The 16,130-nt window shown below is 61.9% G+C and carries 12 protein-coding genes; 8 read left to right on the forward strand and 4 right to left on the reverse strand.

Annotated elements, in window-relative coordinates; translation table 11 throughout:
- Positions 1–21: 21 nt before the first annotated feature.
- The 4 genes from ACF6ZU_RS26840 (at position 22) to ACF6ZU_RS26855 (ending at position 3,642) form a co-directional block, all read left to right on the forward strand.
- The gene (locus ACF6ZU_RS26840) at positions 22–411 is read left to right on the forward strand and encodes a RidA family protein (RefSeq protein ID WP_392888578.1); all 390 of its coding nucleotides are present in this window, start codon (positions 22–24) and stop codon (positions 409–411) included.
- A 146-nt stretch (positions 412–557) separates the two neighbouring features.
- Positions 558–1,322, forward strand: coding sequence for an IclR family transcriptional regulator (locus tag ACF6ZU_RS26845; RefSeq protein WP_392888581.1), 765 nt, complete (start codon positions 558–560; stop codon positions 1,320–1,322).
- A 39-nt stretch (positions 1,323–1,361) separates the two neighbouring features.
- Positions 1,362–2,579, forward strand: a complete 1,218-nt coding sequence (locus ACF6ZU_RS26850; protein WP_392888583.1) for an amino acid deaminase — start codon at positions 1,362–1,364, stop codon at positions 2,577–2,579.
- Between the two features lie 130 nt (positions 2,580–2,709).
- On the forward strand, positions 2,710–3,642 hold the full coding sequence (locus ACF6ZU_RS26855) for a sugar kinase (protein ID WP_392888586.1): 933 nt from the start codon (positions 2,710–2,712) through the stop codon (positions 3,640–3,642).
- A 114-nt stretch (positions 3,643–3,756) separates the two neighbouring features.
- Here ACF6ZU_RS26855 and ACF6ZU_RS26860 read toward each other — a convergent pair whose 3' ends face one another.
- Complete coding sequence (locus ACF6ZU_RS26860) at positions 3,757–4,032, reverse strand: peptidylprolyl isomerase (protein WP_007898282.1); 276 nt, start codon at positions 4,030–4,032, stop codon at positions 3,757–3,759.
- Between the two features lie 66 nt (positions 4,033–4,098).
- Positions 4,099–6,636: a PAS domain-containing protein gene (locus ACF6ZU_RS26865; protein ID WP_392888590.1), complete on the reverse strand. Its 2,538-nt coding sequence runs from the start codon at positions 6,634–6,636 to the stop codon at positions 4,099–4,101.
- A gap of 119 nt (positions 6,637–6,755) precedes the next feature.
- On the opposite strand from ACF6ZU_RS26865, the gene ACF6ZU_RS26870 reads away from it, so the two are divergent.
- The 4 genes from ACF6ZU_RS26870 (at position 6,756) to ACF6ZU_RS26885 (ending at position 11,317) form a co-directional block, all read left to right on the forward strand.
- On the forward strand, positions 6,756–7,865 hold the full coding sequence (locus tag ACF6ZU_RS26870) for a PilT/PilU family type 4a pilus ATPase (protein ID WP_392888592.1): 1,110 nt from the start codon (positions 6,756–6,758) through the stop codon (positions 7,863–7,865).
- Positions 7,866–8,027: 162 nt separating this feature from the next.
- Complete coding sequence (locus ACF6ZU_RS26875) at positions 8,028–10,166, forward strand: FUSC family protein (RefSeq protein ID WP_392888595.1); 2,139 nt, start codon at positions 8,028–8,030, stop codon at positions 10,164–10,166.
- Positions 10,156–10,356 carry a DUF1656 domain-containing protein gene (locus tag ACF6ZU_RS26880; protein WP_392888597.1) on the forward strand — a complete coding sequence of 67 codons (201 nt, stop codon included), beginning with the start codon at positions 10,156–10,158 and terminating at the stop codon, positions 10,354–10,356. Before ACF6ZU_RS26875 ends, ACF6ZU_RS26880 begins: the two co-directional genes overlap by 11 nt.
- Positions 10,357–10,360: 4 nt before the next feature.
- Entirely contained in the window at positions 10,361–11,317 is a 957-nt protein-coding gene (locus tag ACF6ZU_RS26885) for a biotin/lipoyl-binding protein (protein ID WP_392888598.1), read from the forward strand.
- Between the two features lie 215 nt (positions 11,318–11,532).
- Here the strand turns inward: ACF6ZU_RS26885 and ACF6ZU_RS26890 are convergent, their stop codons facing one another.
- Entirely contained in the window at positions 11,533–12,954 is a 1,422-nt protein-coding gene (locus ACF6ZU_RS26890) for an efflux transporter outer membrane subunit (protein WP_392888600.1), read from the reverse strand.
- A complete protein-coding gene (locus ACF6ZU_RS26895; protein WP_392888602.1) occupies positions 12,951–16,130 on the reverse strand; it encodes an efflux RND transporter permease subunit in 3,180 nt (1,059 codons plus the stop codon). The genes ACF6ZU_RS26890 and ACF6ZU_RS26895 overlap by 4 nt, the downstream gene beginning before the upstream one ends.

The following is a 16,130-nucleotide window of genomic DNA, read 5'->3' on the forward strand; positions in this document are numbered from 1 at the left end:
GTTCAATCAGGAGAAACACTCATGAGCATCACTCGTTACGGCACCGGCAGCAGCGCCGCTGGCGGTACGCCTCGTCCTTTCGCCCGCGCCGTTGAAGCCGATGGCTGGCTGCACGTTTCTGGCCAGGTGCCGGCGTTGGATGGCGAGATCATTGTGGGCGGCATCGTCGAACAGACCCACCAGACCATGAAGAACCTGATCGCGATTCTCGAAGAGGCCGGTTATGGCCTGGAAGATGTGGTGCGTGCCGGGGTGTGGCTGGACGATCCGCGGGATTTCACCAGTTTCAACAAAGTGTTCGGCGAGTACTTCAAACCTGAACACGCACCGGCCCGGGCCTGTGTTCAGGCGAGCATGATGGTTGACTGCAAGGTCGAGATCGACTGCATCGCGTACAAGAAAAAGGCCTGATTACCGTGGTGACCGCATCGCGAGCAGGCTCGCTCCCACATTGGAATGCGTTCCTCCTGTGGGAGCGAGCCTGCTCGCGATGGCGGCCTAACGGTCGACACGGCACTCTGGGTAAACTCCCGGCACTTTGAATGGGAATTTGAAACATGACCGAAGACACCATCAAGCGCCGGGCACGCGGTCTGGACCGGGCGTTCGATATCCTCGATTTCCTCAAGGAAATCGGCCAGCCCTTGCGCCCGAATGAAATCGCCAGCGGCATCGGCAGCCCCAAGTCCACGGTCTACGAACTGGTGGCCTCGCTGCTGGAACGGCGCATCCTCGAACCCGTGGGCAAGGACGGTCACGTCTACCTCGGCCGTCAGCTGTATTTCCTCGGGCAGGCGCATCTGCGCCACTTCGACCTGACCCGCGAGGCCGACCATGCCTTGCAGGAAATCGTCAGCCAGACCCATGAAACCGCGCAGATGTGCCTGCTCAACGGGCGCAAATACACGGTGGCCCTGATGAAAGAGGGCGAGCGACATTTTCGCATTTCCTCGGACATTGGCGAGAACGCCCCGATCCCCTGGACCGCCTCCGGACGCCTGTTGCTGGCGCACCTGAGCGACCAGGCCATCATCGACCTGATCGACCACGACGACTTCATCCTGCCCAACGGCGAACGCCTGCCGCTGGAGCAGTTCCTGGGGGAAATCCGTCAGGCCGGCATCGATGGCTTTTTCTCCTTCGATAGCGTCGCCGACACCTTTACCCATTGCTTTGCCGCGCCGGTCAAAGACCCGAACGGCATCGCCATTGCGACCCTGTGCATCGTCGCGCCACGTGCCGATGCGAAGAACAATTACAACGACTATCGCCGGGTGCTGATCGACAGCGCCAACAGCCTCGCCCGGCGTATCAACGAGTAACCGCGGCTGCCTGCGGCCGCGAATGTGAGGAGTTCGACCATGTCTACTGCCCAAAATACTGCCGCCGTGGAAAAGGGCTTTGCCCAGACCGGCGCCCACCTGGTACGCGATGTCAGCCTGCCAGCACTGGTGCTGCACCGCGAAGCGCTGGAGCACAACATTCGCTGGATGCAGGCGTTCGTCAGCAACAGCGGCGCCGAACTCGCGCCCCACGGCAAGACCAGCATGACCCCGGCGCTGTTTCGACGCCAACTGGACGCCGGCGCCTGGGGCATCACCCTGGCCAGCGCCACGCAGACCCGCGCGGCCTATGCCCACGGCGTGCGTCGGGTGCTGATGGCCAACCAGCTGGTCGGCACGCCGAACATGGCGTTGATCGCCGATTTGCTGGCGGACTCGACGTTCGACTTCCATTGCATGGTTGATCACCCGGACAACGTCGCCGACCTCGGCGCGTACTTCGCCTCGCGCGGTGTGCGCCTGAACGTGATGATCGAGTACGGCGTGGTCGGCGGCCGTTGCGGTTGCCGCTCGGAAGATGAAGTGATCGCCCTGGCCAAGGCCATCAATGCCCAACCGGCATTGGCGCTGACCGGCATCGAAGGCTACGAAGGCGTGATCCATGGCGACCATGCCGTCACCGGTATTCGTGAATTTGCGGCGTCGCTGGTGCGTCTGGCGGTGCAGTTGCAGGACAGCGGCGCTTTCGCCATTGCCAAACCGATCGTCACCGCATCGGGTTCGGCCTGGTACGACCTGATCGCCGAATCCTTCGAAGCGCAGAACGCCGCCGGGCGTTTCCTCAGCGTGTTGCGCCCGGGCAGTTACGTGGCGCACGACCATGGCATTTATAAAGAAGCGCAATGCTGCGTGCTCGACCGTCGCAGCGATTTGCACGAAGGCCTGCGCCCGGCGCTGGAAGTCTGGGCGCACGTGCAATCGCTGCCGGAGCCAGGCTTCGCGGTGATTGCGCTGGGTAAGCGCGATGTCGCCTACGACGCCGGTCTGCCGGTGCCGTTGCTGCGTTACAAGGCTGGTGTGGTGCCGGCGAAGGGCGACGACGTCAGCGCCTGCAAGGTGACGGCGGTGATGGACCAGCATGCGTTCATGACCGTTGCGCCGGGCGTTGAGTTGCGGGTGGGCGACATCATTTCGTTCGGCACTTCGCACCCGTGCCTGACGTTCGACAAGTGGCGGACCGGGTGTCTGGTGGATGAGCAGTTGACGGTCATCGAGACCATGGAAACCTGCTTCTAAGGTTGCAGACCGAGGCGTGGCCATCGCCGGCAAGCCGGCTCCTACATTGGAATGCGTTCCCCTGTAGGAGCCGGCTTGCCGGCGATGAGGCCCGACCAGACAACAAAGAACCACCAGAGACACCATCACAATGAACACCATCAACACCCTCGGCCCTGACACCCCGCGCATCGCCCTGATCGGCGAATGCATGATTGAACTCCAGCACCGCGCCGACGGCAGCCTGCAACAAAGCTTCGGCGGCGATACCTTGAACACCGCGGTCTACCTGTCCCGCGAACTGGGCGAAGGCGGCCGGGTGGATTACGTCACCGCCCTGGGCGATGACAGTTTCAGCGATGCCATGTGTCAGAGCTGGGCCAACGAAAATGTCGGCCTGGGCATGGTCCAGCGTTTGCCCGGGCGCTTGCCCGGTTTGTATTGCATCCAGACCGACGCGGCCGGTGAGCGGCGTTTCCTCTACTGGCGCAACGAAGCGGCGGTCCGTGACTGCTTCACCACGCCAGCCGCCGAACCGATTCTGGCGGCGTTGCCGGATTACGACGTGCTGTATTTCAGCGGCATCACCCTGGCGGTGCTCGGTGTCAAAGGTCGGGAAAAATTGCTGGAAACCCTGATCGAGGCCCGCCAGCGCGATGCGCGGATCGTTTTCGACAACAACTACCGGCCGCGTCTGTGGGCGTCAGTCGAAGAGGCTCGGGCGGCCTATCGCAGCGTGTTGCCGTACGTGGACCTGGCGTTGCTGACGGTCGACGATGAACAGGCGCTGTTTCATTTCTCCGACTGCGAGGCGGTGTTTGCCGCTTACGAGCAGGTCGGGACGCAGGAAGTAGTGCTCAAGCGCGGTGCCGAGGCGTGTCTGATTCGCTGTGACGGCGAGTCGTTCGAGGTGCCGGCGCAGAAGGTCGAGCGGGTGGTGGACACCACGGCGGCGGGGGATTCGTTCAGTGCGGCTTACCTGGCCAGTCGGCTCAAGGGCGGGAGCCCGATGGACGCGGCGGAGGCGGGGCATCGGTTGGCGAGTCGGGTGATTCAGGTGCCTGGGGCGTTGATTCCCAGATAAGGGTTGAATGGCCGTCTGCTGCGCAGTCGGATCACGAGCAGGCTCGCTCCTACAATGGAATGCATTTCAATGTAGGAGCGAGCCTGCTCGCGAAGGGGCCCTCAAGCCAAACACTCAATCCCGGTAAAACACCTGCACCAGGTGATAGCCAAATTTGCTCTTGATCGGCCCATGCACCACCCGCAGCGGCTTCTTGAAAATCACCGCATCAATCACACCGACCATCTGCCCCGGCCGCACTTCACCCAGGTCACCGCCGCGCTTGCCGGACGGGCAGGTGGAATATTTCTTGGCCAGCACATCGAAGGCTTCGCCCTTGGCGATGCGTTGTTTGAGCTGCTCGGCTTCTTCCGAGGTTTTCACCAGGATATGGCGGGCTTGAGCTTTCATGGGGACAGGTACCTTGCAGCGGTCGTGGCTATGTGGGTGGATCGGGGCGCGCGATTATGCCTCAACTCACTCGGGTTGACCGATCATCGTGCGAATCTTGTTGGCCAGCAGGTCGATGGAAAACGGTTTGGCCACCATGTCCATGCCTTCCTCGAGGAAACCCTGGCGTTCGGCGGCCATTTCCGCGTAGCCGGTCATGAACAGCACTTTCAATTCCGGACGGTGCTGACGGGCAATTTCTGCCAGTTGTCGACCGTTCATCCCCGGCAACCCGACATCGGTCACCAGCAGATCAACCCGCAGACCAGATTCCAGCAAGGGCAGGGCGGCCGTCGCATCTTCAGCCTCATGGGCGCGATAACCCAGTTCCTTGAGCAGGTCGAACACCAGCATGCGCACCGCCGGATCGTCTTCGACCAACACCACGGTTTCCCCGGCAATCGCCGACGGCGCCTCGCTGATGACCGGCGTCAGCACATCTTCCGGCTCCACCTCGTGCAACCGCGGCAGGAACAGGCGCACGCTGGTGCCCTGGCCGGGCAAGCTGAACAGGCTGACATGGCCGCCGGACTGCTGGGCAAAACCGTAGATCATCGACAAACCCAGCCCCGTGCCCTGGCCGATCGGCTTGGTGGTGAAGAACGGATCGAACGCCTTGGCCAACACTTTTGGGGTCATGCCGGTGCCGTTGTCGTTGACGGCGATCATCAGGTAATCCCCGGCCTTGACCGGTTCCAGGATGTTGATGTCACTGCTGTCCAGATAGACATTGGCGGTTTCGATGCTCAACTCGCCGCCGTCGGGCATGGCGTCCCGGGCGTTGATCACCAGGTTGAGCAGGGCATTTTCCAGTTGGCTGACGTCAGTGCTGACCGACCAGATGTCGTCGGCCAGTTGCAGCTTGAGTTCGATGTGATCGCCCTTGGTCCGGCTGAACAAGTCCTCCAGCGACAGGATCAGCTCGTTGGCGTTCAGCGGTTTGCGATCCAGCGACTGACGGCGGGAGAAGGCCAGCAGGCGATGGGTCAGGGCGGCGGCACGATTGGCAGAGGACACCGCCGCTTCGGTGAAACGGCCGATCTCGGTGATGCGCCCGTCGGCGATGTAGCGTTGCATCAGGTCCAGGCTGCCGATGATGCCGGTGAGCATGTTGTTGAAGTCATGGGCGATGCCGCCGGTGAGCTGGCCGACCGCTTCCATTTTCTGCGCATGGCGCAACGCATCTTCGGCCCGCTCGCGCTCGAACATCTCGTTTTGCAGGCGCTGGTTGGCTTCGGCCAATTGCTGGGTGCGGGCGGCAACCCGTTCTTCAAGGGTTTCGTTGAGGTTGCGCAAAGCTTCTTCGGTTTGCTTGCGCTCGGTTTCGTCGATCACGAAGATGTAGAAACCGTTCACCGCGCCATCCGCACCGTGACGGGGCAAATAATTCATCAGGGCTTGCCGGGTACTGCCATCGCGGTGTGGCGTGCTGATGCTGAAACAGCAGGTTTTGCCCGAGAGCGCCTCGGCGATGTAGTGGGCGCGCAAGGCATAGGCGTCTTCGCCCAGGACTTCACGAATGGTCCGGCCAAAAAGCTCCTGGGGCGTCAGGCCGTACCAGTCGAGGTATGCGGCGTTGTTCAGGCGAAAGCGCTCCTCGCTGTCGACGTAACTGATCAGGATCGGCATGGCGTTGATGATCAGTTGCAGTTCAGTCTGGCTCTGACGCAGCGCTTGTTCGGTGTGTTTGCGTTCGGTCAGGTCGAGGGCGGCGCCGAGGAATCGGATCGGCCGGCCATGATGGTCCTTGTAGCAACGACCCCGGGCGAACACCCAACGCAACTGACCGTCGGCTTGCAACAGGCGATATTCCTCGGCGTATTCGGTGCCGTGGGTGATGCAGTGCTTGATGCTGCGGGTGACCATCGCGCGGTCTTCCGGGTGCACGGCCTGGAGGTAATCGCTGATGGGCAACTGGCTGGCGTACTGCGGGTCGATGCCGTGCAATTGGGCAAAGTGTGCGTCGGCGATGAAGCGGTCTTCGCTGATGTCCCAGTCCCAGGTGCCGACGGCATCGGTGGCGGCCAGCGCCAGTTGCAGGCGTTCCTCGGTTTCGCGCTGGGCCTTGAGGCTGGCGGCTGAACGCTGCTCGAGTTCGAGCGCGATGCGCCGGCGCTCGTTGGTTTCGATGGCGGTGACCAGAATCCCGGCGACCTCGGCGCTTTCATCGCGGATCGGGCTGTAGGTCAAATCCAGCCAGAAGTCGGAATCTTCATTGTTACGTTGCAGGGTGAAGCGCTGTTCGCTGTAGGTCCGCACCTGGCCCTGTAGGACGGCGCTGTAAATCGGGTCGGTAAAGTCTCTGAGTTCTGGCCAGATCAGGTGTGTCGGTTGTCCGAAAGCGTGCGGATGCTTGTTGCCGGCGAGCAGGGCGAAGCCGTCGTTGTAGATCTGCGTAAGCTCCGGCCCCCACAGCAACAGCATCGGCATCGGTGAATGAATCACGATGTCCACCGCGGTACGCAGGCTCTGCGGCCAGGTACTGGCGGCGCCCAGCGAGGTGCGCGTCCAGTCCAGTCTGGCAATCAAGGCCTGGGCATCGCTGCCGGTGGGTATTGCGTTCATCAAGGTGTCCTGCACGTCGGTCAGTGTGGTGGGGTCTACTATCCTAGTGCGGTAGACGCTGTATGGCCCGTTTTCGGGCCATTTCTGTTCATTGAATGCTTCGCGGGTGTTTTTTGCCAATGGAAATCGATGCGCTGTTAACGCTGCTGGCCAGCCAGAATGGATCCGATCTGTACCTCTCCACCGGCGCGCCGCCCTGTGCCCGGTTCGATGGAGTGTTAAAGCCCTTGAGCGATCAGCCGTTCAAACCGGCAGAAATTGCGGCGATGGCCGCGTCCATCATGGACGCCGAACAGCGGTTGGAGTTCGACCGGGAGCTGGAAATGAACCTGGCGATTTCGTTGCCGGGTGTCGGTCGTTTCCGGGTCAATATTTTCAAGCAGCGCAACGATGTGTCGATCGTGGCGCGCAACATCAAACTCGACATCCCGCGCTTCGAGGACCTCAAGCTGCCGCCGGTGCTGTTGGAGTCGGTCATGCTCAAGCAAGGGCTGATCCTGTTCGTCGGCGCTACCGATTCGGGCAAGTCGACTTCACTGGCGGCGTTGATCGATTACCGAAACCGCCACAGCAGCGGCCACATCATCACCATCGAAGACCCGGTCGAGTACATCCATCGCCACAAGAAATCGATCATCAATCAGCGCGAAGTTGGCGTGGACACCCGCAGTTTTCATGCGGCGTTGAAAAACACCCTGCGCCAGGCGCCGGACGTGGTGCTGATCGGAGAGATCCGCGACCGCGAAACCATGGAGCACGCGCTGGCGTTTGCCGACACCGGGCACCTGGTGATTTCCACGTTGCATGCCCACAACGCCCATCAGGCGCTGGACCGCATCATCAACCTCTTCCCGGAAGACAGGCGCCTGCAACTGCTGCATGACCTGGCCAACAACCTGAAAGCGTTCGTGTCCCAGCGCTTGGTACGCACCCGAGACGGCCAACGCCGGGCGGCGGTGGAAGTGATGCTGGGAACCCCAACTATCGGCGACCTGATCCGCCGTAACGAGCTGGATGAACTGAAAGGGATCATGGAGAAGTCCGTGGACGCGGGGATGCAGACGTTCGACAGCGCGCTGTACGCCCTGGTCGTGGAAGGTGCGATCGATGAGGACGAGGCGCTGAAGCATGCGGACTCGGTGAACAATTTACGCTTGCGACTCAAGTTGCACGCCGAAACATCCCCAGCTCCCCACACCCCTCCGCGCGATTGGGGCCTGATGGACTGACCCAAAACCCTGTGGGAGCGAGCCTGCTCGCGATGCGGTGGCTCAGTCGATATCAATGTTGCCTGACCCGGCGCCATCGCCGGCAAGCCGGTCTCGCTCCCACAGGGGGAATGCATGCTGCCCCTCCTGTGGCTACGCTTGCTGAAGACAGGAGCACCCCCCATGCAAGCGCTGCTGCAGTATTTCAAGGCGATCGTCCACCCCGGCCCCGGGGTGTTGCTGTTTGCCTTGAGGACCATCGCCGCCGGGCTGTTGACCCTGTACCTGGCGTTCGTGTTCGACCTCGATCAGCCCAAATGGTCGATCATGGCGGTGGTCATCGTCAGCCAGCCATTGGGCGGCATGGCGTTGGCGCGCAGCTTCGGCCAGGTGATCGGCACGACCCTGGGCGCGGTCGTCGCGGTGGTGATCATGGCGATCTTTCCCCAGGCGCCGCTGCCGTTCCTCGTGACGTTATCGCTGTGGCTGGCGCTGTGTACCGCCGGTGGCACCTTGTTGCGCTACACCAGTTCTCAGGCCTTCGTGCTCAGCGGATACACGGCGGTGGTGGTTGGGCTGCTGGCGGTGCCCGATCAGGACGGCACCTTCCTGTTGGCCGTGACCCGCGTCACCGAAACGCTGCTGGCGGTGGCCTGCGTGTGCGTCGTCAGCCTGCTGACCGCACGCCCGGAAACCGTCGCCCGGGACTACTTCAACAAGATCGATCAAATCATCAAGCAGCTGGCGACTCATGCCAGCGCCGTCATTCGCACCGAAGAAAACGAAACCGACTTTATGCGCCGGCAGATGCAGCTGCTCGGCCAGATCAGTGCGCTGGAAGGCGTGCGCCGGCACCTGTATTACGACGCGCCACGCTTGCGCAGCGCCGACGAACTGGTGCAATTACTCGGCAATCAACTGGTGCTGCTGACCGCGCGGCTCACTGCCTTGCGCCATCAGCGCGAACTGTTGCTCGAACGCCTGGAAGGCGAGATTCCCCAGGAGATCCAGCGTTTGCTCGCCGAAGAAGTGCTGTTTCTCGATGAGCTGGCACAGCTGGGACGCGCGATGCCCGTCGAGCAAAGACGCCAGTTCGGGCTGTTGCAGAAGCGTTTCGATGACCTGGCCTACCTGTCGGAGCAACTCGTCGAACCTTTGCCGGCGACGTTGCGTTCGCTGTCCTGGTCGTTGCGCTGGGAACAGGCGCGGCTGTTGCAGCAGTTTGAAACGATCATGGAACTGAGTGACGTGATCCAGAGCGGACGCAAGGCCAGCAGTGTCTATCGCGGCCAGAAAAACACCCTGCACATGGACTACACGCTGGCGGCGATGAACGCGATCCGCGCGTTTTGCGCATTGATGGTGGCGGGGCTGATCTGGATCGAAACCGGTTGGGACGGCGCCCGTGGCGGCATGATCGTCGCCGGGATTCTGTGCTCGCTGATGGCGACATTTCCCCGGCCGATGCTGGCGGCCCAGAGTTACGCGCGGGGGCTCGGGCTGGCGCTGGTGGTGTCGGCGGTTCTGCAGTTTGCGCTGGTGCCGATGATCAGCAGTTTCGAACTGTTGGCGTTGTTGCTGGCGCCGTTGCTTTATTGCGTCGCGGTGGGGCTGTCGAGCCCGCCCACCACCGGCACCGGGATCGGTCTCGGGCTGACGACCTTCCTGTTATTGGGACCGCAAAATGTCGGGCTGGGGCAGAACAGCGCAATCCAGTGGTTCGAGTTCGCCGGCGCCTATGTCTGCGCCACGACGCTGGCATTGAGCGTGTATGCCTTGATCTTCCCCTTCAGGCCGGTGTTGCGGATTCGCCGCTTGCATAAGGAAAACTGCGAGCAGGTCAACGCCTTGCTGAAAATCCCGGCCACCGATGAAAATCAGTTTGCCTTCGAGAGCCGCATGGTCGACCGCCTGACCATGATGCTCGGCCTGTTGCCGTCGATTCAGGACAAACCCGCCCGTGACCTGTTCGACGTCAGCCTCGGTTGCATGGCCCTGGGCATTGCGTTGAACCAGCTGCGGCAACAGGGGCAGAACAACCCGTTGCTGAGCCCAGACATGCAGAACCGCTTGTTTGCGACGGTGCGGGACACCGGGCGCCTGGTGGCCGGCCGGGCGGGTATCGACAAGGATCGCGTGCTTGCCAGCCTGCATGTCCTGGGCGATGAGCTGGATGCGCTGCATTGCAGCGTGCATGAACAGCTATGGTCAGTGTTTCGCATGCGCGTGGCGCTGTTGATCGTGGTGTCGTTCCTGGAGCGCCACCGTGGCCACTTCGAACCCCCCATACCCACAGAAGGAGTGCCAGCCCTTGCCCATTGATCTGGAAATAGGCGGTGTCTACCTGCCGCCGATTGCCCAGGCCTTGCTGCTGGGCTTGCCGGTTTTCCTGCTGTTGGACTGGGTTCTGCGGCGCCTCGGCGTGTTGCAGTTCGTGTGGCATGAAGCCTTGTTCGAAGGCGCGTTGTACGCCTGCGTGTGCGCGACGCTGATTCTGCTGATGGGAGCCTGATGCAGTGAAGAAGATCCTTGCCCGACTCACGACAGTGGCCGTGGTCCTGCTGGCCTTTGTGCTCGGCTGGTTCGCCTGGGATCATTACACCCGCGCGCCCTGGACCCGTGACGCCCGGGTGCGGGCCGATGTGGTGACCCTCTCCGCCGATGTCGCGGGGCGCATCGTCAGCCTTGGCGTGCAGGACAACCAGCATGTAGAGAAGGGCCAGTTGCTGCTGGAAATCGATCCTGCGCGCTACGTCCTAGCGGTGGAACATGCCAAGCGCTCGGTGGAGGTGGCGAAGGCTTCACTGGGGCAGTCCGAGGCCACGATTGTCGCCAGCCAGGCGCTGCTCAAACAGCGTCAGAGCGAGGAGCGCCGGCGCCGCACGCTCAAGGACCGCGCGGCGATTTCCGGGGAAGAATGGGAAAAATCCAGCACCGATGTCTCGGTAGCCCAGGCCGATTTGCTGCGCAACCAGGCCAACCTGATTCTGGCGCAGGCCAATGTGCAGCTGGCCACGGCCGCCCTGACTCAGTCCGAACTCGATTTGCAGCGCACCCGCGTGGAATCGCCTGTCACGGGTTATGTCACCAACCTGCTGACCCGGCAGGGCGACTATGCGACGGCGGGCGGTCCGCTGTTGGCGTTGGTGGATAGCGATTCGTTTTACGTCAGCGGCTATTTCGAGGAAACCAAGCTGCCGCGAATCGGCGAAGGTGACCGGGTCGACATCGAGTTGATGAGCGGAGAACGCTTTGGCGGCACGGTGCAAAGCATCGCCTTCGCCATCGCCGACCGCGAAAACCTGCCCGGCGGCCGCTTGCTGGCGAACATCAACCCCAGCTACACCTGGGTGAAACTGGCGCAGCGGGTGCCGGTGCGGATCAAGATCGACGCGGACTATGCGGGCAAAGACAAACTGCGGGCGGGCACCACGGCTACCGTAACCGTCAAGGAACCCCAAGCACAACGCTGACTCCCCCCTGTAGGAGCCGGCTTGCTGGCGATGGACTCAAGTGCGCCGCGTTGATTCAGGCAGCACGCGTTTTCGTTAACGACCATCGCCAGCAAGCCGGCTCCTACAGGGATAGGTGGTGGCTTCAAGGGTGCAAAAAAAAGCCCCTCGACCGAATGGGGCGCGGGGCTAAAAATTTGGTTGGTTGGAACCAACCAAAAGAGCTCGTTAACGAATTACTTGCTGGCCACCGTCTCTGGCTGCCAGCCACCACCCAGGGCCTTGTAGATCGCGACGATGCCGCGATACAGGTCGATTTCAGCCAGGGCCTGGGAATCTTCCGCCGCCAGACGCTCGCGTTGTGCGTCGAGCAGGACGAGGAAGTCCGAGGAGCCTTCGCGGTAGCGAATTTCCGCCAGGTCCGCAGCCGCGCGGCTCGATTCACTCTGACGGATCAGCGAAATCAGGCGTTGCTGGCGTTTGCCGTAATCACTGAAGGCGTTTTCCGATTCTTCCAGCGCCAGCAACACTTGCTGCTCGTAGGTCGCGAGAGCGCCTTCGGCATCGGCATCGGCGCCGCGCAGACGAGCGCGCACGCTGCCCAGGTCAAACGCGGCCCAGGTGATGCTCGGGCCGAGTGCCCAGGCGTTGGCCGCCGAGGAACCGATCTGCGAACCACGTCCGGCGGTCCAGCCGAGGAAGCCGCTGAGGCTGACCCGTGGGAACAGATCCGCCTTGGCCACGCCGATACGCGCTGTGGCCGAAGCCAGTTTGCGCTCGGCGCTGAGAACGTCCGGACGACGCTGCAGCAATTCACCCGGATCACCGATCGGAAGTGCCTTGGCAATCGCCGGCAAGTCTTTCGGGCTCAGGTCCACGGTCAACTTGTCCGGACGCTCACCCAGCAGGGTGGCGATACGGTTTTTCTGCCGGACCTGCTCAGCCTGCAATTGCGGCACGCTGGCTTCGACCGCCGCCAGGCGGGCATCGGCGCGGACCACGTCGAGCTGATCGCCGACGCCGGCATCACGCAGGCTTTCGGTGATCTTGCGCGATTCCTGCTGGTTGTTCAGGTTGGCCAGGGCAATCTTTTCCCGCAATTGCGCACCGCGCAGTTGACCGTAGGCGTCCACCAGTTCGGCAATCATGGTGACTTGCAGCTGGTACAGGTCGGCTTCGGCCGCTTGCTGCTCGGCCTCGCTGGATTCCAGGTTGCGCTGGATGCGACCGAACAGGTCCAGTTCCCAGGCCATGTCCAGACCCAGGTCATAGCGTTCGCTGTTGACCCGCTGGGTGGTCTGGCCCGGAATCTGGCCTTTGCCCAGGTCACTGCTGGCGCGGCTGGTGATGGTCGGCATGGCGTCATTGCTGACGTCATCGCGGATCGCCCGTGCCGCTTTCCAGCGGGCGAAGGCGACGCGCAAATCACGGTTACCCTTGAGCGATTCGGTCACCAACTGGTTGAGGGTCGGGTCTTCGAACTGCTGCCACCAGATGCCTTCGAAACGCGAGCGGTCGAAGTTTTTCTGACCCGCAGCACCGTCGGTAGCGGTGGTGATGTTGGCCGGTTCAGTGGCCGGGGTCTTGTAGTCCGGGCCGACGGCACAGGCGCTCAGCGCCAGTACCAGCAGGCTCGGCAGGAAGGCTTTCAGACTCATTGTTGCGCCTCCAGTTTCAGGGCTTTGGCCGCTTTGCGCTTCTCGCCGCGTTCCACGAAATTACGGATCAACACGTAGAACACTGGCGTCAGCAATAGACCGAAGAAGGTCACCCCGAGCATCCCGGAGAACACCGCCACACCCATGGCGTGACGCATTTCGGCACCGGCACCGCTGGAGAACACCAGTGGCACCACACCCATGATGAACGCGAAGGAGGTCATCAGGATCGGCCGCAGACGCAGGCGGCAGGCTTCAAGCACCGCAGCCAGCGGGTTCATGCCTTCTTCCTGTTTGTCCTTGGCGAACTCGACGATCAGAATCGCGTTCTTACAGGCAAGTCCCACCAGTACGATCAAGCCGATCTGGGTGAAGATGTTGTTGTCGCCTCCCGAAGCAATCACACCGGTGATGGCCGACAGCAGGGTCATCGGTACGATCAGGATCACCGCCAGTGGCAGGCTCCAGCTTTCGTACTGGGCCGCGAGCACCAGGAACGCCAGCAATACGCAGAGCGGGAACACGAACAGCGCGGTGTTGCCGGACAGAATCTGCTGGTAGGTCAGGTCGGTCCATTCGTAGGTCATGCCGTTCGGAAGTTCTTCCTTGAGCAGTTTCTCGATGGCGGCCTGAGCCTGGCCGGAGCTGTAGCCCGGGGCTGCCGCACCGTTGATTTCAGCAGTGATGAAGCCGTTGTAGTGCATCACGCGGTCCGGGCCCGAGGTGTCGCTGACCTTGATGAAGGTCGCCAGCGGGATCATCTCGCCTTTGTTGTTACGCACTTTCAGCTGACCGATCTGGTCCGGCTCGAGGCGGAACTGCTGCTCGGCCTGAACGTTGACCTGATAAGTGCGACCGAAGCGGTTGAAGTCGTTGGCATACAGCGAACCCAGGTAGATCTGCAGGGTGTCGAAGATGTCGCTGACGGCCACGCCGTGGGTCTTGGCTTTTTCCCGGTCGATGGCGGCATCGACCTGCGGCACGTTCACGGTGTAGCTGGTGAACAGCGCGGCCAGTTCCGGCACGTTGTGGCTCTTGGTGATGATGTTCATGGTTTCTTTGTACAGCTCGTCGTAGCCCAGGTTGCCCCGGTCTTCGATTTGCAGGCGGAAACCACCGATGGTGCCCAGGCCTTGTACTGGCGGCGGCGGGAAGATCGCCATGTAGGCTTCCTGAATCCCGGCGAACTGGCCGTTCAAGGCACCGGCAATCGCACCGGCGGACATGCTCGGGTCTTTACGCTCGTCGAACGGTTTCAGGGTCACGAACACGATGCCGGCGTTAGGGCTGTTGGTGAAACCGTTGATCGACAGGCCAGGGAACGCTACGGCGCTTTCCACGCCCGGCTGTTTCAGGGCCAGGTCGGACATGCGCTTGATCACGTCTTCGGTGCGGTCCAGGCTCGAAGCGTCCGGCAATTGCGCGAAGGCCACCAGGTATTGCTTGTCCTGGCCGGGTACGAAACCGGTTGGGGTGCTGGAGAAACCGAAGAACGTCAGGACCATCAGGCCTGCGTACAACAGCAGGGCGATGCCGCTGCTGCGAATAACCCGGCCAACAGTACCAACGTAGGTGTGGCTGGCCTTGTCGAAGAAGCGGTTGAACGGACGGAACAGCCAGCCGCCGAAGATCTTGTCCAGCACCTTGGAGAAACGGTCTTTCGGCGCGTCGTGGCTCTTGAGCAACACGGCGGCCAGTGCCGGCGACAGGGTCAGGGAGTTGAAGGCCGAGATCACCGTCGAGATCGCAATGGTCAGGGCGAACTGTTTATAGAACTGCCCGGTCAACCCGGAGATGAACGCCGCCGGGATAAACACCGCACACAGCACCAGCGCCGTAGCGATGATCGGACCGGTCACTTCACGCATCGCACGCTTGGTCGCTTCGACCGGCGTCAGTCCGAGCCCGATGTTCCGCTCGACGTTCTCCACCACCACGATGGCGTCGTCTACCACGATACCGATGGCCAATACCAGTCCGAACAGCGACAGGGCGTTCAGCGAGAAGCCGAACAGGTGCATCACCGCAAACGTACCGATCAACGAAACCGGAACCGCCACCAACGGAATGATCGAGGCACGCCAGGTCTGCAGGAACAGGATCACCACCAGAACCACGAGGATCAGCGCTTCGAACAGGGTGTGAACCACCGCCTCGATGGAGCCGCGTACGAAGATCGTCGGGTCATAGACGATGCTGAAGTCCATGCCTTCCGGGAAGTTCTTCTTCAACTCCGCCATCTTGTCGCGCACTTCGTTGGAGATTTCGATCGCGTTGGAGCCCGGACGCTGGAAGATCGGGATCGCCACCGCCGGTTGGTTGTTCAGCAAGGAGCGCAGAGCGTACTGGCTGGAACCGAGCTCGACGCGAGCGATGTCTTTCAGGCGAGTGATTTCACCGTTATCGCCGGAGCGAATGATGATGTTCTCGAACTCTTCTTCGGAAACCAGACGACCCTGGGTGTTGACCGACAGCTGGAACGCGGTGGCATTCGGCGCGGGCGGGGCGCCCAGGGCACCGGCGGCCACTTGACGGTTCTGTTCGCGGATCGCGGTCACCACGTCGGTGGCGGTCAGGTTGCGCGAAGCGGTCTTGTTCGGATCGAGCCACACTCGCAGGGAGTAGTCGCCCATGCCGAACAGCTGCACGTCACCGACACCGCCCAGACGCGCCAGCTCATCCTTGATGTTGAGCAAGGCGTAGTTGGACAGGTAGAGCATGTCGTAGCGTTTGTCCGGCGAGGTCAAGTGCACAACCATGGTCAGGTCGGGCGAAGCCTTGTCCACGGTGATACCGATGCGCGTCACTTCTTCTGGAAGTTTCGGCTCGGTCCGGGTCACGCGGTTCTGCACCTGCACCTGGGCGTTGTCCAGGTCGGTGCCCAGCGCGAAGGTGATGGTCAGGGTGATCTTGCCGTCAGCCGTGGACTGCGAGGACATGTACAGCATGTTCTCGACGCCGGTGATGGCTTGCTCCAGCGGAGCGGCCACGGTTTCACCGATGACTTTTGGGTTGGCGCCCGGGAAGTTCGCGCGGACCACAACGGTCGGCGGCACGACTTCCGGGTATTCGCTGATCGGCAATTGGAACAGCGAGATGGCGCCGGCGATCAGGATCAGCAGCGAAAGTACCGCTGCGAAGATCGGCCGTGAAATGAAGAATTGGGAAAAATTCAT

The sequence above is a fragment of the Pseudomonas migulae genome, from assembly GCF_043225285.1.
GTDB classification, from domain to species: domain Bacteria; phylum Pseudomonadota; class Gammaproteobacteria; order Pseudomonadales; family Pseudomonadaceae; genus Aquipseudomonas; species Aquipseudomonas migulae_C.

Excerpts from the sequence above, each read along its gene's own strand:
- ACF6ZU_RS26875 (WP_392888595.1), top strand. The coding sequence starts at position 8,028 with ATGCAAGCGCTGCTGCAGTATTTCAAGGCGATCGTCCACCCCGGCCCC.
- ACF6ZU_RS26890 (WP_392888600.1), bottom strand. The coding sequence starts at position 12,954 with ATGAGTCTGAAAGCCTTCCTGCCGAGCCTGCTGGTACTGGCGCTGAGC.
- ACF6ZU_RS26845 (WP_392888581.1), top strand. The coding sequence starts at position 558 with ATGACCGAAGACACCATCAAGCGCCGGGCACGCGGTCTGGACCGGGCG.
- ACF6ZU_RS26860 (WP_007898282.1), bottom strand. The coding sequence starts at position 4,032 with ATGAAAGCTCAAGCCCGCCATATCCTGGTGAAAACCTCGGAAGAAGCC.
- ACF6ZU_RS26865 (WP_392888590.1), bottom strand. The coding sequence starts at position 6,636 with ATGAACGCAATACCCACCGGCAGCGATGCCCAGGCCTTGATTGCCAGA.
- ACF6ZU_RS26855 (WP_392888586.1), top strand. The coding sequence starts at position 2,710 with ATGAACACCATCAACACCCTCGGCCCTGACACCCCGCGCATCGCCCTG.
- ACF6ZU_RS26895 (WP_392888602.1), bottom strand. The coding sequence starts at position 16,130 with ATGAATTTTTCCCAATTCTTCATTTCACGGCCGATCTTCGCAGCGGTA.
- ACF6ZU_RS26870 (WP_392888592.1), top strand. The coding sequence starts at position 6,756 with ATGGAAATCGATGCGCTGTTAACGCTGCTGGCCAGCCAGAATGGATCC.
- ACF6ZU_RS26850 (WP_392888583.1), top strand. The coding sequence starts at position 1,362 with ATGTCTACTGCCCAAAATACTGCCGCCGTGGAAAAGGGCTTTGCCCAG.
- ACF6ZU_RS26840 (WP_392888578.1), top strand. The coding sequence starts at position 22 with ATGAGCATCACTCGTTACGGCACCGGCAGCAGCGCCGCTGGCGGTACG.